The following is a 19680-nucleotide window of genomic DNA, read 5'->3' as shown; positions in this document are numbered from 1 at the left end:
ATGGCCCACCTAGAAGGGCACCGGGAAGGCGCAGATTCGACCATCCGCGGTACCGACATGCAACCGGCTTACGGTGTGGTCGATGGTCGGCGTGCCGATGGCCTGCGCCGGGCCCACCGTCACCTGCCCGGAGTCCACACCCGTGTCCAGCTCCAGCTGGTGCACCTTGCCGTCCGAGCTGCCGACGTAGATGCGCGCCACGCCGTTCTGGTTCAGGGTGAAGGAACCGGCCGGGCCCGCGATGGGCGTCGACCACAACAGCGCCGGCACGTTGGTCGCGTCCATCTCATAGCGCTCCACCTTGCCGTCCGCCGTGCTCACCACGAAGCCCCGGCCCAGGGGCCGCGCGAAGTGGGTGAACGCCCGCGCCGTGGAGGGCCGCACGGTGACCGTCCAGGCCGTCGTGAACGTGGCCGGGTTCACGCCGTACACCCGGCCGTCGTTGGCGGTGACCAGGATCTGGTTGCTCGTGGCGTTGCGGACCACGCCGAACTCCAGGTCGCCCAGCGACAGCCGCGCGACCTCCGCGCCCGTGAGGCTGTTGAGCACGCGCAGCGTGGCGGCGCTCACGCCCGACTTCGTCGCGACGTAGAGCCGGTTCGTCGAGTAGTCCACCTGCATGCCGCCGCTCACCATGCCCAGGTCCCCGGGCCGGTAGCGCCAGATGAGAGCGCCCGTGGCCGCGTTCAGCGCGACCACCTGGTTCTGCGCGGACGCGTTGCGCGTCGCGAAGATCGCCAGGTCCACGTTCGAGAACGTCGTCCGGTACTCCGGGTTCGCGTAGTCCAGCAGCTGCGTCACCGGGAACGAGCTGATGTTCCCCAGGCCCAGCGTCGTGTTGCGCCACAGGAACTCACCCGTGGCCGCGTTGAGCACCGCCGGCACGCCGGCCTGGTCGCCTACGACGAGCCACTGCTGCCCCGGCCGGCCCAGCAGCGGTACCACCGGGAAGCGGCTGCCAATCAGGCCCGTCATCTTCACCGGCCGGAAGCGCTCCGCGCCGTCCTCGGACGGGTTCACCGTGTTCGTGAGCGAGCCCACCACGGAGTCGTTGAAGGAGCTGAAGATGCCCACGCCCAGCTCGGTGACGGGCTGGAGCTGCGAGGACAGGCCCACCGAGTAGCACCACAGCGGGTTGCCCGCCACGCGCGCCCGGGGCGTGGCCAGCAGGCCCACCGAGGTGGGCTGATTGCCCGGGCCGTACCGGAACTGATCATCCGCGTTGAACACCCGGTAGACGTACGTCGTGCCGTTCGTCACCCCCGTGTCCGTGAAGGACGACGCGGAGCTGAACTCATCCGAGTACGCCACCGTCGCGTTGCCCAGCGTGGCCCCCACCGCGTAGCGCACGCCGCTGGTCGGCTCGGTGTTGGGCGTCGCCCCCGGCGCGCGCAGCACCAGGGTGCCGCCATGGTTGAAGGGGTTGTTCCAGGTGAGCGTCACGCTGCCGTCGCGGGCCACGCCGGTGAGGCGCGACACGTCCGGGGACGCGGTCACCGCGAGCAGCGTCATCGTCGCCTCCACGCGGATGCGCGGATCGTTCCAGCCCTGGTTCAGCTCCAGCCGGTGACGGAAGGCCGTGTCCTCGGTGACGGCGGTGAAGCCCGAATACGTGATGCGGAAGGTGGCCTCGCCGCCCACCGGGATGCCGGTCTCCGACTCCCAGATGTAGCCGGCCGCGTCCGTGTAGACGTTCCAGTTCCCGAACGCCTGCGGGCCCGACGCGGCCACCGCGAAGTAGTTCACCGCGGGCTTGAACAGCTTCACCTCGATGATGGGCAGCGCGCCCCGGTTCTGCACCGTGTACGCCACCGTCACGGCCGTGGCCGCGGTGGACATCGTCTCCTGGCTCAGCCGCACGCGGTGCTCCACGATGCGGCCCTTGCGCGCCGTCACCAGGTCCCCCGCCACCGCCGAGCCGTTGAGCGTCGCGTCCACCTGCGCCTGGAACTGGTAGCTGGCGCCGGGCGTGCCCGACACCTGGTAGCGCCACGTGAACTGCGCGGAGGCTCCGGGCGCCAGCTGCGCCAGACTCTCTGGCGTCGGTCCGGACACGAGCGTCGCCGTCGCGTTGCCCAGCCGCACCGGCGCGCGCGGGCGCACCTGAGTGTACGAGTTCGTGGCGGATGCGTTGAACACCGTCATGCGCAGCGTCACCTGGTCGCCGCTGAACGCATCCACGACGTCCATGTCCGCCGTCGCGACCAGGTTGCCCACGTCCGCCATGGGCGAGTCCACGAGCGGCGCGTTGGAGCCACTGTTCGTCGTGCGCGCGCGGACCCGCGCGGCCACGGCACCGGCGGCGGTGGGCCTCAGCGTGACCGCGAAGACGCCCGCGGACTGCAGCGCCACGACCCTGCTGGTGGTGGGGTCCTTGGTTACGGTGGTGAGGGGCACGCTGGTCGTGGAGGTGGGGTTGTCCACCGTCACGGTGGCCGAGCCCGTGCCGCGGTTCTCCACCACGGCGCGAGCCACGGTGGTGGCGTTGACCGCCAGCACGCGCGGCGCCAGCGTCACGTTCGTGGTGAGGATGGCGCGCGTCCACGCGGGCATGTTGCCGACGTTGTAGGTGTAGTTCGTGCCGTCACACTGGTCGCGGGCGTAGGTGCCCGCCGCCAGCCGCTCGGTGGCGCTGTCGGTGGCGCGGTTGGACGGGCCCACCACGCTCAGCACGAAGCGCGCGGTCTGGTTGCGCGCCAGGCCGCGCCCGTTGTCCACGCAGCCCAGCGTGGACTGGAACGTGATGCGCCGCTCGTTGGCGTCGACGTACTCGACCTTCCAGTTCGGGTTCTCCTCCGCCGGCAGGCCGCCCAGCAACTGGTAGCCGGTGGGCAGGACGAAGGACACCTCCGACAGGCGCGCGTCGAGCGAGGCCGCGGCCGTGTTGGTGACTTCCAGGACAAGGTCGGACGCGTCGTCCATCACCACGCGCGCGACCGTCTCTCCGGCGGCGGGGACGGGGCGCACGGTCCAGGTCTGGGAGAAGCCCACCGCGGGCAACAGCAGAGCGGCGAGCGCGAGGATGCGGACGTTCATGGCGTGCCTCACGTCACGGCTCCAGGGTGAAGGACGTGGTGGCCAGCTGCGCCCCGTCCAGGAAGAAGCGCACCTGCCAGGTGCCCGTCATGCGCGTCATGGACACCGGCGTGCCCGCCACCGGCAGCGAGTAGCGCAGCGTGCGCGTCTCCTCCGGCGGTGCCTCCACCGTCGCGCTCCGCTTCTCGTACGGACGCCCGCCCGGCGCGATGAACTCCACGTCCACCAGGCCCTTGTTCCGCACACCGCTCACCACGAAGTCCACGTCCACCTGCTGCACCTCGGACAGGGGCGCGGAGCCCTCGCCCACCACCACCGCGCTCCCGGACGGGGGCGGCAGCGGCGCCGGAGGCGGCTCCTCCTCCACGACCTCCGGAGGCGGCTCCTCGTCCGAGCCCGAAGCCGCGGGCGGCGGACGCGCCACGCCGCCGCCACCGGCCAGCACGTCCGTCGGATCCACGGGAGTGACGGAGCCAGTCCCCTGCCCCGGCTTCACGGCCGACGGCGGCGGCAGGGGGGACACCCCTTCCGAGCACGCCGACAGCATCACCGCACCCGCCAGCACCGCCACGAGCGCCCGCATCATGTGTCCTCCAGAGGCGCGGCACCGGCCGGCGCGCGCACTTCGTCCAACAGCCCCCGCCGCTGCAGCTCCGCCAGGAAGCGCAGCGTGTCGGTCAGCACGGGACCGACGTCCGTCGAAAACTCGGCGGCCACCTGCTCCGCCACCGCCCGGGCCGTGCGCTGTCCGTCGCACAAGGCCCAGATGCGCGCCGCCGTCGGGTTGAGCCCCCGCAGCGTGCGCCCCTCCGCATCCAGCACCAGGAAGTCCGCGCCGAAGCCCTCTCCCGAAGTCCCCGCACGCCGCCGGGGAACGCTGCCTTCCGGAAAGCTCATGCGCGGCCCGTCCTTCCCAGCCACGCGGCCACCTGGCGCTTCACCGTCGCGCGCCAGCGCCCCACGAGGCGCGGCCCCACGTCCCAGCGCTCCACGTCCAGCAGCGCGCCGCCCCGGCGCACCCGCCGGGCCCGGCCCAGGATACGGAAGAGGGGCAGCGGCGGATCTTCCGCGCCACCGTTGTCCCCGCGAAGCGCGCACACGCTGCCGTCACACCAGCGCACCCGGTGCAGCACCAGCGAGGACTCGAAGCGCGCCAGCACCACCTCACCCGGGCGCGGCGCCTCCAGCAGCGGCTCCACCTCCGCCACGTCCCCCGCGCGCAACGACGGCCACATGCTGTCCCCGGCCACGGGGATCCAACGCGGGCCATCGATCACGGAGGCGGGCTGGGGAGCGCTCGACATGGACAAAGGAATGTACCCCAACCTCTCAATGTCCGCGAATCTGCAAGCCTTCAATCCCCCAGCGATTCCCAGGACTTACGATGCTTAACACCTTTACTCCCAGGTTTTCCGGGAAGACAGGCCGCCCCCCTCCCCTCCGGCCAGGCGCGTCATGCCGGAGGGGGTGTTGGATCAGGAAGCGGGGGCCACGGCCGGGGCTTCCGGCTGGGCGCGCACGGTGGCGGCGACGCTGTCCAGGGACACCGGGACGGGCTCGCCGCCCGCCATGGGCTTGAGCTTCGCCTGGCGGCTCTGACGCTCCTGTTCGCCCAGCACCAGGGTGAAGCGGGCGCCGGACTTGTCCGCGCGCTTCATCTGGCTCTTGAGGCTGCCGCCGCGCGTGTCGAAGTCTACCTTCAGCCCTTCGCGGCGCAGGCGGCTGGCCAGCGCCAGGGCCTCGTCCTGCGAGCCCTCGTCCGCCACGGCGATGAACAGGTCCGGCCGCTGGACGAACGTCTTGCCGCCCTCTTTCAGGAGCAGCACCAGCCGGTCCAGGCCCATGGCGTAGCCCACCGCGGGCACATCCGGCCCGCCCAGGCCCTTCATCATCTTGTCGTAGCGCCCGCCGCCGCCCACCGTGCTGGCGGTGCCCAGCGCGGGGTGCGAGGCGATGAACTCGAAGACGGTGCGCGTGTAGTAGTCCAGGCCGCGCACCAGCCGGTGGTTCACCACGTACTTGATGCCCAGCACGCCCAGCTTGCGCTGCAGGTCCGTGAAGTGCGTGCGGCACGGCTCGCACAGGAACTCGAGCACGTTGGGGCCGGCCGCGGCCACCGCCTGGCACTTCTCGTTCTTGCAGTCCAGGACGCGCAGCGGGTTGCGCTCCAGTCGCTGCTGGCAGTCCGCGCACAGCTCTTCCCGGTGCGCGTTGAGGTACTCCACCAGCTTGGCGTGGTACGCGGGCCGGCAGTTGTCGTCGCCCAGCGAGTTGATGTTCAGGGTGACGTCCGTGAGGCCCAGGGCCTCCAGGAACTGCACCACCACGTCCATCAGCTCCGCGTCCTGCGCGGGCTCCTTGGCGCCGTAGGCCTCCGCGCCAATCTGGGAGAACTGGCGGTAGCGGCCCGTCTTCATCCGCTCGTAGCGGAACATGGGCCCCATGTAGAACCAGCGCGACACCGGCTCCTGGTTGTTGACGGAGTGCTCGATGTACGCGCGCGCCGCGGGCGCGGTGCCCTCCGGACGCAGGGACAGGCTGCGGCCGCCCTTGTCCTCGAAGGTGTACATCTCCTTGCCGACGATGTCCGTCTCCTCGCCCACGCTGCGCACGAAGAGCGCGGTGTCCTCCACCATCGGCGTGCGCACCTCGCCGTAGCCGAAGCGGCCGAAGAGCGTGCGCGCGGTGGACTCCACGAACTGCCAGACCTCGATTTCGCCCGGCAGAAGGTCGTTCATCCCCTTCACGCCGTTGATCTTCTGGCTCACGTGATGACTCCGATGCGCTTGCCCATCCGCACCACCGCCTCCGGCTGCATGCTGTCGTCCCAGCGCACGCGCCCGGGCTCGAAGCAGAGGATGACGGTGGAGCCCATCTCGAAGCGGCCCAGCTCGCCGCCCTTCTCCACCGGGATGCCCGCGCCGTAGCGGTGCACCTTGCCCGGCTGGCCGATGTGCGTGGTGATGTCCTCGTAGGACGCCTTGATGCGCGACACGCACGTGGCGCCCACCTTCACCACCGCCACCTTGCCGGCCACGGTGTCCAGGTACGTCACCAGCCGCTCGTTCACACAGAACAGCGACTGCTTGTTCTTCACCGAGGCGGGGTTCACCGGCCAGAACTCACCCGGGATGTACGCGTACCCGGTGATGGTGCCGCCCAGCGGCGAGTGGATGCGGTGGTAGTCGCGCGGCGACAGGTACACCGTCGTCCACGCGCCCCCGTGGAAGGGCTTCGCGGCCTGGGAGTCGCCCAGCAGCTCGTCCACCGTGTACTCGATGCCCTTCGCCTGGAGGCAGCGGCCGTTGTCCGCGTAGCCCACCTGCGACACGCGGCCGTCCACCGGGGACACGACGACCTTCTCACCGGCGTCCACCGGGCGCAGGCCCGGCTTCAGCCCGCGGGTGAAGAACTGCGCGAAGGTCGGGTACTTCTCGAAGGCGTGCTCCGCCTCCTCCATGTCCACGTTGTACGCCTTGGCGAAGGTGCGCATGGCCCAGTGGTGCACCGGCGCGGGCGCGGGCAGGCGCGTGGCCAGGCCCACCACGGAGGACACCGCCGACTTGGGCAGCACGCGCATCAACTTCATGAAGGTCTGTTCGTTCATCGAAGGTCGTCAGCTCGTCAGGAGAAAAAGGGGTTCAACGCCCGGCATCGTTCGCGGGCACCGTGCCGCCGTCCTCATAACGGCGCACGGTCCGCATGGCGCTCTTGGGTAACAGCGCCAGCACGCGGCCGTCTTCAATCACCAGCGACGTGTCCCGGTGGCTGGGGTACTCCAATTGGCAGGACGCCCGGTCGCTCAGCTGCCAGGTGTCCCGCATCCCCCGCCCCTCCACGGTGACGGGCACGGAGCGCGTGAAGCAGCCCCGGAAGCCCGCCACCAGCTCGGAGGCCGGGGTGCCCATCTGGGGCCCGGCAATCACCCCGGCGTCCCCCAGGCCGGCGTCCGCGGGCTCCGCCGCCTCGGGCTCGGGCCGGCGAGGGATGTTCGTCGAGGAGGGGTCCAGCGTGGGCACCGTGCGGGCGTTGGCCACCGCGCGGCGCTTCTCGTCCTGGGCCGCCTGCATGCGCGAGCGCCCCTGCTGGATGCGCTGGAGCAGGGACTGGGACGCGGCGGAGTCCACGCTGTCCGCGGGCACGCGCTGCAGCTGCGCCTCAATCTCCCCGATGGAGGGGTCCAGGTACGCCTCGTCCAGCTTCTGGGCGTAGAGCGCCGTCCACCGGCGGCTGGCCTGCTCGAACTCCGGCGAGGGCGGCGCGGGGGCGCGGCTGCACCCGGAGATGAAGAGGAGGGCTGCGAGGCCAAGGCCCATGAAGGGCCGCTTCGGACGGGGGACCTGGGGGCGCACGGCCCCGGTTTATGCCACCTTCCGTCCAGCCGCGCGCCTTTTCCGCACGGCGCGCGCCCTTCTGCCTACACGCCCAGGAACAGCCGCTTGCCGAAGTTGAGCGCCAGGTCCGCGTCGAAGATCTTCTGCGCGGAGGTCTCGATGTCGTACTCCACGCGCAGGTACTCCACCGTGCGCGCGTCCGTGTCACAGATGACGAAGCAGGCCCGGTTGTCGTAGTCGCGCGGCTGGCCCACGCTGCCCACCGACACGATGTACTTGTAGCCCTTGCGCAGCACGAACTTCTGGGCCACCACGTCGTTCACCTCGCCGTTGCCAATGGCGAACGCGCGGCACAGGTGGCTGTGCCCGATGAAGGTGACTTCCGGCAGCTCCGCCACGTACGGCGTCAGCTCCCGCGCCTGCTCCAGCGCGAAGATGTACTCGTACGCCTTCGGGTCGATGGGCGAGCCGTGGCAGAAGCCCACCTCGCCAATGCGGTACGTGTACGGGAGGCTGCGCAGCCAGGCCAGGTTCTCGTCGGAGATGACGTTGGCGCTCCAGTCGAGCGCGTGCCGGGCGGCGTCGTAGTAGTACGAGTAGTCCATCCGCCCCGCCACCGCGGCGTCGTGGTTGCCCAGCAAGGTGATTTCCGCCACCGAGCGCACCAGGTCGCAGCACGGGTTGGGGGACGCCCCGTACCCGACGATGTCCCCCAGCGACACGAAGCGGTCCACCTTCTGGTGCTCCGCCACCCTCAGCACCTCCGTGAGGGCCTCGATGTTGGAGTGGATGTCGGAGATGACGGCGATGCGCATGGGAACCCTAGTGGTGGGTTTGCTGCTGGGAGATGATGCGCCGCAGACTCGTCAGCGCGTCCGCGTCCAACGCTTCGAATCTCAGGCCCATGCCCGGAGGGCGGCCGGCGGGCTGCTCTTCCTGCCGCAACCAGACGACCGTGGCCTGCGCCTGCAACTGCGTGTCCGTCGCCTGCTGGGTGAGCCGCACCTGCGTCCGCGTCCCCGCCGCCAGCGGGGTGCTCGTCCTGAGGAAGAGGCCTCCCTCGCTCAGGTTGGCGATGCGTGCATACAGGGTCACGTTCTCACCCTCGCACCAGCAGCGCAGGAGGGTGCCGACCCGCGCGTGCTTTCGATTTTCGCTCAACCGGGGGGACCTCCCGACGCGGAACCTTCCCGTCCACGTCGGCGCTGAAAAAGGACGTCCGCACCGGATTTATTCATCCACTGCGTTCGGTCGAGACTAGGGAGGGTGGGTGCGGCCCGTCAAGTTCCACACCGGGCCGCCGCGCCACTCCTGAACTCCCCTACCCGCCGAGCGGGCCCAGGTCGTCGAAGTGGGTGAGCTTCTTGAACTCGGCGAAGCGGGCGTGGATCTCCGGGCGCTGCACCTCGCGCAGGCGCTCCAGGCTGAACTTCTCCACGGTGAAGGAGGCCATCACGCTGCCCATGACCATGGCCTTGCGCAAGAGCTGCTGATCCACCTTGCCGGAGGCGCCGGAGCTGGCCAGGGTGCCCATGAAGCCGCCGGCGAAGGTGTCACCCGCGCCGGTGGGGTCGAACACCTCCGACAGGGGGAACGCCGGGCAGGCGAAGATGTGGTCCTGGTCGAAGAGGAGCGCGCCGTGCTCGCCGCGCTTGATGACCACGCGGGACGGGCCCATGGACAGGATGGCGCGGGCGGCCTTCACCACGTTGTGCTCGCCGGACAGCTGGCGCGCCTCCGCGTCGTTGATGAAGAGCAGGTTCACGCGCTGGAGCGTCTTGAGGAGCGCGGGGCGGCTGCCCTGGATCCAGAAGTTCATCGTGTCCGCGGCCACCAGCTTGGGGGCCTTCACCTGGTCCAGCACGCGCGACTGGAGCTCCGGGTGGATGTTGCCCAGGAAGACGTAGGGCGTCTCGCGGTAGGCGGCGGGCAGGTTGGGCGAGAAGGACTCGAAGACGTTGAGCTGGGTGTCCAGCGTCTGCGCCTCGTTGAGCTCCCAGCCGTACTTGCCCTTCCAGCGGAAGGTGCGGCCGGCCTCGCGGGTAAGCCCCTCCAGGTCGATGCCGCGCCCGCGCAGGAACTGGAGGTGAGACTCCGGAAAGTCCTCGCCAATCACCGCCACCAGCTGCACGGGGCCGAAGAAGGACGCGGTGGTGGAGAAGTAGGTGGCCGAGCCACCCAGCACGTCCTCCTTCTTGCCGAAGGGCGTTTCCAGCGAGTCCAGCGCGATTGAACCGACGACGAGAAGAGACATGGAGGCTTCCTGGGGGGTGACCCGGCGCGGCCTACGGCATCGCGTCAGGGCACGGCGAATTCCAGGGGAAACCCCGTGCCCGTGCCGGGTACGACACCTTCCCGGCAACGTCAAGGACTACACAGCCTACAACGCGGGGACGCCCGTGGTGGCGATGAGGGCCTTCAGGTCGTCGTCGGTGAAGAAGAAGCCCGCGCCGAAGAAGAAGTCGCGGCCGGCGATGAGGCGCTTGGTGGCCGCGTCGCGCTGCTTGGCGTTGAGGATGTCGTCCATGCCCGCCATGACGAACAGGTGGTCGAACGCCTGGGCGCGCAGCGTGGCGCGCAGGCGCGGGTAGCGCAGCTCGTCCGCGGTGAAGTTGAACGCGTCCATCTTCAGGGTGAGCGCGTCGTCGAAGAGGTGCAGGTCCGCGCCCACGCCGCCCGTGGACTCGATGAGGCCCACGCGCAGGGTGGTGAAGTAGTAGCGCTTGGCGAACTGGAGGCTGATCTTGAAGGACTCCTTGGTCACCTTCTGCGTCTGGATGACCGGGTCCCCTTCGGACGGCGGGTTGGTCTGCACCACCTGCGTGCTGACGGAGCCGCGCGGGTCGTCGATGATCTCCAGCAGGTAGTACTTGTCCGGCTTGGGGATGAGCCGCAGCGACAGGCCGTTCTTCGACGCGCCCTGGGACACCAGGTAGCTGCTGAACAGGCCCACCTCCGTCTGGAGGGTGGAGAGGCGGGTGGCGAACTCGCTGACGTCGGTGACGGCCTCGCTGAGGCGCTGGCCCAGCTGCTCGTCGGTGAGCAGCGCGCCCGCGGCGCCCTCGCCGTCCTTCACCTTGCGGGTGATGTCCTCCAGGTTGGCCAGGGTGTTGTCCAGCCGGCCCAGGGTCTGCTTGAGGCTGGAGACGCTCTCCTTGAACTCCCCTTCCCCGCTGCCCACGATGTTCTTGACGGTGCCGAGCACCTCGCGGACGTCCTGGGTGATCTTCTCCACGTTGGTGACGATGCGGGTGACCTCCGCGCCGTTGCCCTGGGTGATGGCGCGCACGTCGGAGGACACGCCCTCCACGTTCGCCATGATGGTGTCCAGGCGGTCCGTGTTGCGGCGCACCGTCGCGTCCACCGAGTCCGACAGGCGGACCAGGTTCTCCACGATGCGCTCCAGGCTGCCCGCGCCCTTCTCGCCGCCCAGCACCTCGCGCAGCGCGCCCGTCACCTGCTGGATGTCGGAGGTGATCTGCGACAGGGACTCGAAGACGGCCTCCATGCCCTGGGTGTCGATGACGCGGCGGATCTGCCCGCCGTTCTCCATCTCCGGGGCCTGCTCCGTGCCGGGGTTCAGGTCCAGGAGGTAGTCACCCAGCAGCGACTCCGAGCGCTTGGTGATGGCGGCGTCCTGGCGGATGTCCACGCCCTTGCGGATCTTCAGCCAGATCTTCGCCCGGGTGCCCTCCAGGCTGATGTCGCTGATCTCCCCCACGGGGATGCCGGCGATCTGCACCCGGCCGCGCACCGCCAGGCCGGACGCGTCCCGGAAGTAGGCCCACACCTGGGTGGAATCACGGTCGCTCAGTCCGCCCTTCTTGGCGAACAGCACGAACGTGATGAGGAAGCCCCCGGCGGCGAGGACCAGCAGGCCAACACGGAAGGGCGTGACGAGCTTCTTCACCTGATGTGACTCCGAGCGCTACCACCGGCCGCGCGCGACTCTAACGATTTGCATGCCGGGTGCCAGCTTTTCATGAAGGGCTGGAATCCTTGGGGGACCGCCTTCCCCTCCCAAGGTCCTAGTTCTTGCCGAACCAGGTCTGCAGGAAGACCTCGACGGCGGGGTGCTTCGACGCCCGGAGCTTCTCCGGGGGGCCGTGCTCCACGATGACGCCCTTGGACAGGAAGGCGATCTGGTTGGCCACGTTGAAGGCGGACGCGATGTCGTGGCTGATGACCACGCTGGTGACGCCCAGTTCCTTCTGCGCGGTGAGGATCATGTCGTCCACGGAGTCCGTGGTGATGGGGTCCAGGCCGGTGGTGGGCTCGTCGTAGAGGACGACCTTGGGGTCCAGCACCACGGCGCGCGCCAGGCCCACGCGCTTGCGCATGCCGCCGGACAGGTCCGCCGGGAAGCGGTCCTCCACCGCCCGCTTGAGGCCCATGAGGTCCAGGCGCTTGCGCACCTGCACGCGGATCTCGTCCTCGGACAGCTTCGTGTGCTGCCGCAGCGGGAAGGCGACGTTCTCGAACACCGTCATGGAGTCGAAGAGCGCGGCGGCCTGGAACACCATGCCGAAGCTGCGGCGGACCTGCTGCAGGGCCTCCACGCTCATGGGGACGATGTCCTGCCCGTCCACGATGACCTGGCCGCTGTCCGGCTTGAGCAGGCCGATCATGTGCTTCATCAGCACCGTCTTGCCGGAGCCGGAGCCGCCCAGGATGACGCAGGTGCTGCCCTGCGGCACGGTGAGGTTGATGCCGGTGAGGACCTTGTTCCCCGCGAACGTCTTGTGCAGGTCCACGATGTCGATCATGGCCCTTGCAGCTCCGGAGGCCGATCCGGGCGGAGTCTGGGAATCCATCAGTGCATCAACATGCCGACGATGAAGTCGAGGATGAAGATGGCCAGCGCGCTCGAGACCATCGCCTCCGTGGTGGCCTGGCCCACGCCCTTGGCGCCGCCGGACGCGTTGAAGCCCTTGTAGCAACAGATGAGGGCCACGGAGAGGCCGAAGATGGCGCCCTTGATGAGCCCCTCGTAGACGTCCGACGGGGCCATCCACTGCTGGGTGCGCGACAGGAACGTGCCGGGGGAGATGCCCAGGCCGAACACGGCGACGACGTAGGCGCCCGTCATGCCCGTGGTGTTGAAGAGCATGGTGAGCGCGGGGACCATGAACAGGCCCGCGAGCACCCGGGGCACCAGCAGGTACTGCACCGGGTTGACGGCCATGGTCTCCAGCGCGTCCACCTGCTCGGTGACGCGCATGGTGCCCAGCTCCGTGCACATGGCGGAGCCGGCGCGCATGGTGACCATCAGCGCGGCGAACACGGAGGCCAGCTCGCGCGTGAGCGTCAGCGCGACGGTGGGGCCCACCAGGCTCTCCGCGTCGAACAGGGCGAAGGCCGTGGACGTCTGGAGGGCGAACACCATGCCGGTGAAGGTGCCGGTGAGCCCCACGATGAAGATGGAGCCCACGCCCACGAAGTCCAGCTGGGTGAAGAGGTTGTTCAACCGGAACGGGCGGCGCACGCTCCAGCGGAAGACGTCCAGGCCCAGGGCGACCACGCCGCCGATGCTGCTGACGACGTCGATGATGCCCTTGCCGAGGCCCTCCACCGACTGAGTGAAGGCGCCGGTGAACCGGTTGGGTTTGCTGGGGGTCTCGGTGGTCATGCGCTCAGGCGGGTGACTCTACGTGCTCCGGACGGCGGCACAAGGGAACTGAAGCGCCGCCCCGCTCCCACCCCTACCTCCATTGGCTGGTCGCCAGGGGGGCTCCCACGCGGCGCGAGGGTGGGATGCGATGGGGCTTCCTCCGCCTGGGGTCGGCCGTTATGTTCCGCGGCCCTCTTTACTTTCCACGCCCGGCGCGCCCCCGTAGGGGAGTTGCCGGGCCAGAGCGACACGACAGCATGGCTACTCTGAAGGTCGGCGGCGAGGTGGATGCCCAGTGCACCCGCTGCAAGATGAATCTGGCGCACACCATCCTCGCAATGGTGGGTCCGAAGATCGTGCGCGTCCGCTGCAACACCTGCGGCGGTGATCACGCGTTCCGGGGCGCCGCGGGCGTCACGGACCGCCCCACCAAGGCCGCCTCGACCCGCGCGCCGCGCGCAGCCTCTTCCAGCACGCCCCGCGCGGAGAAGGTGGTCATCTCCTTCGACGAGCAGTTGGCGGGCAAGGACATCGCGAGCGCGCCCAAGTACAGCCCCAAGGACACCTACAAGGTGGATCAGGTCATCCACCACCCGACGTTCGGGGTGGGCCTGGTGACGGCGGTGCGCGGCGACAAGGTGGACCTCACCTTCCGCTCGGACACCAAGACGCTGGTGCACGGCCGTGGCGGGGCTCCGGCGGACAAGCCCGCCTTCAGCCCACCCACGACCAAGCAGTCGGGTCCCGCGGACAAACCCATGGCCGAGCTGCCTACGGACGCGGAGCTGGATGCGGCCGGTGAGACTTCCCTGCCTTCCGGGGATTGACCCGGAGGCCGGAGCGGCGGTCAACTGGGAGGCTGGGTTTCCCGTATGCGTCCGCCGCTCCACTTCGCTGTCTGCCTGCTGATGCTGGGTGCCGCCGTGGCGCGGGCGGAACCGCCAGAGGTGGAGGCGACGCCCGGGCGCGTGGTGCTCGGGCAGGACACGGCCGTGGAGGTGCGGGTGCGGGTGCCCAAAGGCGCCGGCCCCGTGCGCGCGGCGGCTTCCTCCGGCACCTGGGCGGAAGCGCGGCTGGAGGGCGGCGCCGAGCGCGTCTTCCGCTGGACGCCGCCGCCCGTGCGCTACCCGCTGTGGGCGGTGCTCGCGTTCTGGGTGGAGGACGGCCGCGCGCCGGAGGTCACCACCGTGCGGCTGCCGCTCTTGGGGCGCACCACGCTGGACGTGTCCACCGCGCCGGGCGCGGAGGTGGTGGTCGCGGTGGGCGACGCGCGGTTCGGCCCGGTGAAGGCGGACGGGCATGGACGGGCGCAGGTGCCCGTGGAGGTACCACCGGACGCGACGGAGGCGCGCGTGCTCGCGACCCGGGGCACGCTCACCACGGATCGCAGCGCGCCGCTGGAGGTGCCCTCGCACCGTCCGCTCGTCGCCGCGCTCACGCCGGATCCGCTGCCCGTGGAGGGCGGCGGCTGGCTGATCATCGCGGGCACGGAGGAGCGGATCCCATCGTCGGCACTGGACGTCGAGGCGGAGGGCGCCACGGTGAAGCCGGTGTCCCCGGAGCGGGCGCTCTTCCAGGTGCGGCCCGACGCGAAGGCCACGAACGCGTCCGTCACCGTGCACTGGCGTGAGGCACCGGGCGAGGACGCGGTGCGGATCAACGCCGGGGTGAAGCCCGCCGAGGCCCGGCCGGCGGAGCCGGTGAAGATCATCGCGCCCCCCTCCCCTGCCCCGCCGCACGTGGCCGCTCGCTCGAGCGCGAGCCGGACGTCGATGTTCCTCCTGGGCGGCGCGGCGTTCGCGAGCGGCGCCAACGGAGGGCCGCTGCTGGGGTTGGGCGTGTCCGTGCCGCTGCCGCTGTGGCGCGACCGCGTGGCGGCGGAGGCGGAAGTGGGGCTGCGTCACGCGAGCCTGGATGGACGCCAGGGCACCACGGACGTGCACTCGCGCGTGTGGGGTGTCCCCCTGCTCCTGTCCGCGCGGGTCACCCTTTTTCAACAGGGCTCCTTTCAACTGGACGGCCGTGCAGGCGGGGGCGTGCTGGCGTTGAGTCACCGACTGTCGACTGACGCGGGTGAGACCGGGGACGTCTTTCCTGCCGCCGTGGATGAGCGCAAAGTGCGCGCCATGGGATTCCTGGCCGCGCAAGGCGCTTATCGGATGGGGCGCTGGAGCATCCTCACGGAGGTACGTGGGGCCCTGGCGCCCGTGGAAACGCCGTCGCTTCGCGCCGAGCTGGGTGGCGTGTCCGTGTCCGCGGGCCTGAGGTTCGTTCCATGAAGCGCGCGGGCCTGGGCCTGGTGGGAACGGCGCTGCTCGCCTGGGCCTGCACGGGCGGCCCGGAGTCGCTGCCTCCGCCCACCATCGTCGGCGTGGAGCCCGCGAGCCTGCCGGTGAACGCGAAGGACGAGGACGTCACCGTCCGGTTCGACGCGCGCTACGCCGTGGCGGTGGACTACGGCGCGGAGAAGGTGGATGCGCGCATGGGGTCCGGCCGCGTCTGGGTGGATGATCAGGAAGCGGCGGTGACGCGCTTCGACCCGACCGGCGTCGCCATCGCCACGGTGCCCCGGGGCCTGGGCGCGGGCGCGCACGCGGTGCGGCTGCGGCTGGACGACGGCCGCGAGGCGGTGGCCGAAGGCGCCCTCACCCTGAGTCCTCCGGGGAAGGAGGACGTGGATCCGCCCATCCTCGCGGACGGCGGCGTGCTGATCGCCACGGACGGAGGGCCCATCGAGCAGTGCCGCGATGCCGGGGTCTGCAACGAAGAGGACGGCGGTGAGCCCCAGGACGCGGGACCGGGCCCGGAGGATCCGATGCGCGAGGGCGACATCACGGCCTACGTCTTCGACTCCATCGAAGGCACGCGCGTCAGCAAGGTGGCCTTCGACATCACGGTGCGCGCCCAGGGGCCGCGGGCCGAGCACTTCCAGGGCTCCGTGGAGTTGATCGCCTCACGCGGCACCGTGAAGCCCGCGAAGATCGGCCCCTGCGACGCCGGCGTGTGCGACGCGACCATCGTCATGGACGCGCCCGCCGGCAACGTGCACCTCAACGCCGTGGACAGCTTCGGCGTGGGCGGCGAGTCCAACACGTTCCGCCTGGAGCCCAAGTAGCGCGGACGGGTCACCCCGCCGCGCGCAGCAGCTCCAGCGTGCGCAGCATGTCCGAAGGCAGCGGCGCATCCACGCCGCGCGCCGGAACACCGGGCAGCGCGGGCCACTCCACGCGCGCGGCGTGCAGGGGCGTCCGGGTCAGCACCTCCCGCGTCCCCTCCCCTCCCAGGTCACCTTCCGTGAGCGGGGCCTCGCGGCCGTACTGGTGATCCACGAGCAGCGGGTGCCCCAGCGACAGCAGGTGCACGCGGATCTGATGCGTGCGGCCCGTCAGCGGCTCCGCCTCCACCAGGGACGCGGAGGCGAAGGTCTCCACCGGCCGCACCCGCGTGCGCGACGGCTTGGCGTCCGGCTCCTCCGGCCTGGCCACGCGCATGCGCCCCTTGCGGCCGGCGACGAGCGGCGCGTCCACCATCCGGGGCGCCTCCAGCCGGCCCTCCACCAGGGCGCGGTAGCGCTTGCGCACCTTGCCCGTCTCGAAGGCCTGGGACAGCGCGCGGTGCACGTCCGCGTCCAGCGCGAACACCAGGGCGCCGGAGGTGTCCCGGTCCAGCCGGTGCACCACGTACACCTTGCGGCCCAGGTGCGCCTCCAGCGTGTCGCGCAGGGACGGGCCGCCCTCGCGGCCGGGGATGACGAGCACCCCGGCCGGCTTGTCCACCACCATCACGCCCGCGCCCTCGAAGAGGACGCGGGGAACGTCTCCGCTCATTCGTAGTCCGACGCCGGCACGACGGTGATGGGGCCCAGCCCTTCGAGCAGCGGCTTCACCTCCGACGCCTTGCCCAGCACCACGATGACCGGCCGGTCCGCGAACGCGTACTTCTTCGCCGCGGCGGCCACGTCCCTGGGCGTCACCGCGCGCAGCCGGTCGCGGAACTTCTCCACCCAGTCGTCGCCCAGGCCGTGGATGCGCATGTCCGCGATGACGGAGGCCACGGACTCGTTGGTCTCCGTGCGCAGCGGATAGAGGCCCGCCAGGTAGCTCTGCGCGTCCTTCAGCTCACGCGGCTTCAGGCCCGCGTCGCGCACGCCGTGGATCTCCTTCAGCGCCACGTCGATGATCTCCCGCGTGGACGCCGTCTTCGTGAACGTGGACAGCGCGAAGATGCCGCCCGAGCTCATCGTGTCGAAGTAGGAGCTGACGCCGTACGTGAGGCCCCGGTTGACGCGGATCTCGTTCATCAGCCGCGACGTGAACCCGCCACCCAGCGCGATGTTCATGGCCGTGGCCGGGAAGTAGTCCTCGTGGCCCAGCCAGAAGCCCGGGCCACCCAGGCGCACCTGGGACTGCGTCTGGTCCGGCTTGTCCACCAGCAGCACCGTCCCGGCCTTCGCCAGCGGCTCCTGCTTGCGCGGCAGCATCGGCTCCACGTCGGGGCCGCCCGTCCAGCCGGCGAAGGCGCGCTCGGCCTCCGCGGCCACGGTCTCCGGGGCGATGGCGCCCACCACCGTCAGCAGGGAGATGCGCGGCCCCATGCACTCGGCGTGGAAGCGGACCACGTCGTCGCGGGTGAACGTGGACACGGTGCGCTTGTTGCCGCCCAGGTCGCGCCCGTACGGATGGTCCCCCCACACGGCGCGCGTGAAGGCGCGGTCCGCGATGGAGGACGGATCATCCAGGTCGTTGGCGAACTGCGCCAGCGCGCGATCCCGGGCGTCCACGACCTCCTGCTCCGGGAACGAGGGCTCGCGCACCACCTGCCCCAGCACGTCGAGCATCGCGGAGAAGTGCTCCGCGGGCGTGGTGAGGTAGACGGACAGCACGTCCTCGTTGACGCCCGCGTAGAGGCTGGCGCCCACGAACTCGATGGCCTCGCTGATGCCATCCGCGTCCATGCGCTTCGTGCCCCGGCGCAGCAGCCGCGCGGTGAAGTCCGCCAGGCCGTCCTTGCCCGGCGGGTCGAACACGCCGCCCGCGCGCATCACCAGCCGCACGGACACCAGCGGCAGCGGCCCGCGCTCGGCGGCGATGACCTTCAGGCCCGTGGACGTGGTGCTCTCATGCAGCGCGGGCAGCTTCAGTTCGCCGGTGGCGGCGGACTTCGGTGCGCTCTTGGGCGCGGGCACGGCCTTGAGCAGCTTCTTCGCGCGGGCCGGGACGGCCTTCTTCACCTGCGCGACCTTCTTGCGCGCGGCGGTGGTCTGCTTGCGCACGGCCTTGGCGGCCTTGCGGACGGTGCTCTTCACGGTGGCCAGCTTTCGGGAAGCCATGGGTTACGCCTCCGCCGCTTCGTCACCGGCCTCGTTGGCGCCGGCTTCGGGATGGAGGGTGACCACCGAGCGGCGCTCGGGGGCGAAGTACTTCGCGGCCACGGCCTTCACCTGCTCCGCCGTGACGTTCGCGTAGAAGGTCGGCAGGGACAGGCCCTCGCGCCAGTCGCCCAGCAGGGCCTCGTAGTGGCCCAGGGCGTGGCCCCGGCCGCTGTTGGTGGACAGCTCCCGCAGGTGGTCCGCGCGCAGGTTGTTCTTCGCCTTCTGCAGCTCCTTCTCGGTGACGCCCTCGCGCGCAAGCTTCTCCAGCTCCGCGTACAGCAGGGCCTCCACCTTCGCCGGGTCCGAGTCCGGCTTGAGCTCCAGGTAGAAGAGGATGGTCCCCGGGTCGATGCGCCAGCTCCAGTCGAGCATCACCGACACGGCGGCCTTCTGGTCGTAGACGAGGGACTTCACCAGCCGGCTGCCCTCGCCCTTGGTGAGGATGTACTGGGCCACGTCCAGCACCAGCGTGTCCTCGTCGCTGGCGGCGGGGCCGCGGAAGCCGATCATCACCGACGGCGACTGCGCGGGGTGGCGCACCACGGCGCGGCGCTCGCCCTTCTGCTCCGGCTCCGCGTTGAGCACCGGCGCGGGCGTGGGGCCGCGCGGGATGTTGCCGTAGTACTTGCGCACCAGCGCGAGCGTCTTCTTCGGGTCGATGTCCCCGACGATGTAGAGCACCGCGTTGTTGGGCGCGTAGTACGTGCGGAAGTACTCCTGGCAGTCCTCGCGGGTGATGTTCTCGATGTCCGCCATCCAGCCGATGACGGGCCAGCGGTACGCGTGCGCCTTGTAGACGAGCGTGCCCAGCTCCTCGTCCATCATGCCGGGGATTTCGTTGTCCACGCGGACGCGGCGCTCCTCCATCACGACCTGGCGCTCGCTGGTCAACGTCTCCTGGGAGATGCGCAGCGAGCGCATCCGGTCCGACTCCAGGTCGAGCACCGTCTCCAGCGCGTCCGCGCTGAAGTCGTCGTAGTACACGGTCATGTCGTTGGACGTGTACGCGTTGGAGCGGCCGCCGTTGGACTCCAGCGTCTTGTCGAACATCTTGGGGCCGTACTTCTTCGCCCCGTTGAACATCATGTGCTCGAACAGGTGGCTGATGCCGGTGATGCCGGGCCGCTCGTTGCGGCTGCCCACCTGGAAGAAGGTGTAGAGGCTGACCACCGGGGCCTGGTGGTTCGCCAGCAGGCGGACCTTGAGGCCGTTGGGCAGCGTTGCCTCGTGAACGTCGAAGAGGGCGGCGAGGGTGGGGTCCACAGCGCGCACGGCGGTGGACCGCGGGGATGCCTTGGACATAGGTGCCACACCGTAACCACGGCGCG

At 70.3% G+C, this 19680-nt stretch carries 19 protein-coding genes; 3 read left to right on the top strand and 16 right to left on the bottom strand.

What is annotated here, in order from left to right; genetic code table 11:
* Nucleotides 1-9 precede the first annotated feature (9 nt).
* The 13 genes from JYK02_RS00185 to JYK02_RS00125 form a co-directional block, all read right to left on the bottom strand.
* Nucleotides 10-3036, bottom strand: a complete 3027-nt coding sequence (locus tag JYK02_RS00185; RefSeq protein WP_207047832.1) for a PQQ-binding-like beta-propeller repeat protein — start codon at nt 3034-3036, stop codon at nt 10-12.
* Between the two features lie 13 nt (nt 3037-3049).
* Nucleotides 3050-3622, bottom strand: coding sequence for a hypothetical protein (locus JYK02_RS00180; RefSeq protein ID WP_207047831.1), 573 nt, complete (start codon nt 3620-3622; stop codon nt 3050-3052).
* On the bottom strand, nt 3619-3933 hold the full coding sequence (locus JYK02_RS00175) for a PqqD family protein (RefSeq protein ID WP_207047830.1): 315 nt from the start codon (nt 3931-3933) through the stop codon (nt 3619-3621). Before JYK02_RS00175 ends, JYK02_RS00180 begins: the two co-directional genes overlap by 4 nt.
* Nucleotides 3930-4340 carry a S24/S26 family peptidase gene (locus JYK02_RS00170; RefSeq protein WP_277991168.1) on the bottom strand — a complete coding sequence of 137 codons (411 nt, stop codon included), beginning with the start codon at nt 4338-4340 and terminating at the stop codon, nt 3930-3932. The genes JYK02_RS00175 and JYK02_RS00170 overlap by 4 nt, the downstream gene beginning before the upstream one ends.
* A gap of 171 nt (nt 4341-4511) precedes the next feature.
* Nucleotides 4512-5774, bottom strand: a complete 1263-nt coding sequence (gene hisS, locus JYK02_RS00165; protein WP_242588268.1) for a histidine--tRNA ligase — start codon at nt 5772-5774, stop codon at nt 4512-4514.
* A 26-nt stretch (nt 5775-5800) separates the two neighbouring features.
* Nucleotides 5801-6643, bottom strand: a complete 843-nt coding sequence (asd, locus tag JYK02_RS00160) for an archaetidylserine decarboxylase (RefSeq protein ID WP_207047828.1) — start codon at nt 6641-6643, stop codon at nt 5801-5803.
* 34 nt (nt 6644-6677) lie between these two features.
* A complete protein-coding gene (locus JYK02_RS00155) occupies nt 6678-7352 on the bottom strand; it encodes a hypothetical protein (protein WP_207047827.1) in 675 nt (224 codons plus the stop codon).
* Between the two features lie 101 nt (nt 7353-7453).
* The gene (locus JYK02_RS00150) at nt 7454-8185 is read right to left on the bottom strand and encodes a metallophosphoesterase family protein (protein ID WP_120526312.1); all 732 of its coding nucleotides are present in this window, start codon (nt 8183-8185) and stop codon (nt 7454-7456) included.
* 7 nt (nt 8186-8192) lie between these two features.
* The gene (locus JYK02_RS00145) at nt 8193-8531 is read right to left on the bottom strand and encodes a TIGR02266 family protein (RefSeq protein WP_207047826.1); all 339 of its coding nucleotides are present in this window, start codon (nt 8529-8531) and stop codon (nt 8193-8195) included.
* A gap of 160 nt (nt 8532-8691) precedes the next feature.
* Entirely contained in the window at nt 8692-9624 is a 933-nt protein-coding gene (locus tag JYK02_RS00140; RefSeq protein WP_207047825.1) for a PfkB family carbohydrate kinase, read from the bottom strand.
* A 126-nt stretch (nt 9625-9750) separates the two neighbouring features.
* Nucleotides 9751-11280 carry an MlaD family protein gene (locus JYK02_RS00135; protein ID WP_207047824.1) on the bottom strand — a complete coding sequence of 510 codons (1530 nt, stop codon included), beginning with the start codon at nt 11278-11280 and terminating at the stop codon, nt 9751-9753.
* 118 nt (nt 11281-11398) lie between these two features.
* Nucleotides 11399-12136 carry an ABC transporter ATP-binding protein gene (locus JYK02_RS00130; RefSeq protein WP_207047823.1) on the bottom strand — a complete coding sequence of 246 codons (738 nt, stop codon included), beginning with the start codon at nt 12134-12136 and terminating at the stop codon, nt 11399-11401.
* Between the two features lie 47 nt (nt 12137-12183).
* A complete protein-coding gene (locus JYK02_RS00125; RefSeq protein WP_207047822.1) occupies nt 12184-12999 on the bottom strand; it encodes an MlaE family ABC transporter permease in 816 nt (271 codons plus the stop codon).
* A 239-nt stretch (nt 13000-13238) separates the two neighbouring features.
* On the opposite strand from JYK02_RS00125, the gene JYK02_RS00120 reads away from it, so the two are divergent.
* The 3 genes from JYK02_RS00120 to JYK02_RS00110 are packed head-to-tail and all read left to right on the top strand — an operon-like array spanning nt 13239 to nt 16096.
* Nucleotides 13239-13808: a hypothetical protein gene (locus tag JYK02_RS00120; RefSeq protein WP_207047821.1), complete on the top strand. Its 570-nt coding sequence runs from the start codon at nt 13239-13241 to the stop codon at nt 13806-13808.
* 45 nt (nt 13809-13853) lie between these two features.
* Nucleotides 13854-15260, top strand: coding sequence for a hypothetical protein (locus JYK02_RS00115; protein WP_207047820.1), 1407 nt, complete (start codon nt 13854-13856; stop codon nt 15258-15260).
* Nucleotides 15257-16096 carry a hypothetical protein gene (locus JYK02_RS00110; protein ID WP_207047819.1) on the top strand — a complete coding sequence of 280 codons (840 nt, stop codon included), beginning with the start codon at nt 15257-15259 and terminating at the stop codon, nt 16094-16096. The genes JYK02_RS00115 and JYK02_RS00110 overlap by 4 nt, the downstream gene beginning before the upstream one ends.
* Before the next feature lie 10 nt (nt 16097-16106).
* On the opposite strand, the gene JYK02_RS00105 is transcribed toward JYK02_RS00110, so the two are convergent.
* From JYK02_RS00105 to JYK02_RS00095, 3 genes are read right to left on the bottom strand one after another with little or no spacing between them, the layout of a single operon-like run.
* On the bottom strand, nt 16107-16808 hold the full coding sequence (locus tag JYK02_RS00105) for an RluA family pseudouridine synthase (RefSeq protein ID WP_207047818.1): 702 nt from the start codon (nt 16806-16808) through the stop codon (nt 16107-16109).
* The gene (locus tag JYK02_RS00100) at nt 16805-18310 is read right to left on the bottom strand and encodes a M16 family metallopeptidase (protein WP_207047817.1); all 1506 of its coding nucleotides are present in this window, start codon (nt 18308-18310) and stop codon (nt 16805-16807) included. The genes JYK02_RS00105 and JYK02_RS00100 overlap by 4 nt, the downstream gene beginning before the upstream one ends.
* A gap of 3 nt (nt 18311-18313) precedes the next feature.
* Nucleotides 18314-19654, bottom strand: coding sequence for a M16 family metallopeptidase (locus tag JYK02_RS00095; protein ID WP_207047816.1), 1341 nt, complete (start codon nt 19652-19654; stop codon nt 18314-18316).
* Between the last annotated feature and the right edge of the window lie 26 nt (nt 19655-19680).

It is taken from the genome of Corallococcus macrosporus (assembly GCF_017302985.1).
Taxonomy (GTDB): Bacteria; Myxococcota; Myxococcia; order Myxococcales; family Myxococcaceae; genus Corallococcus; species Corallococcus macrosporus_A.
The sequence above is the reverse complement of the archived record's forward strand: the minus strand, read 5'-3'. Positions and strand labels throughout refer to the sequence as shown.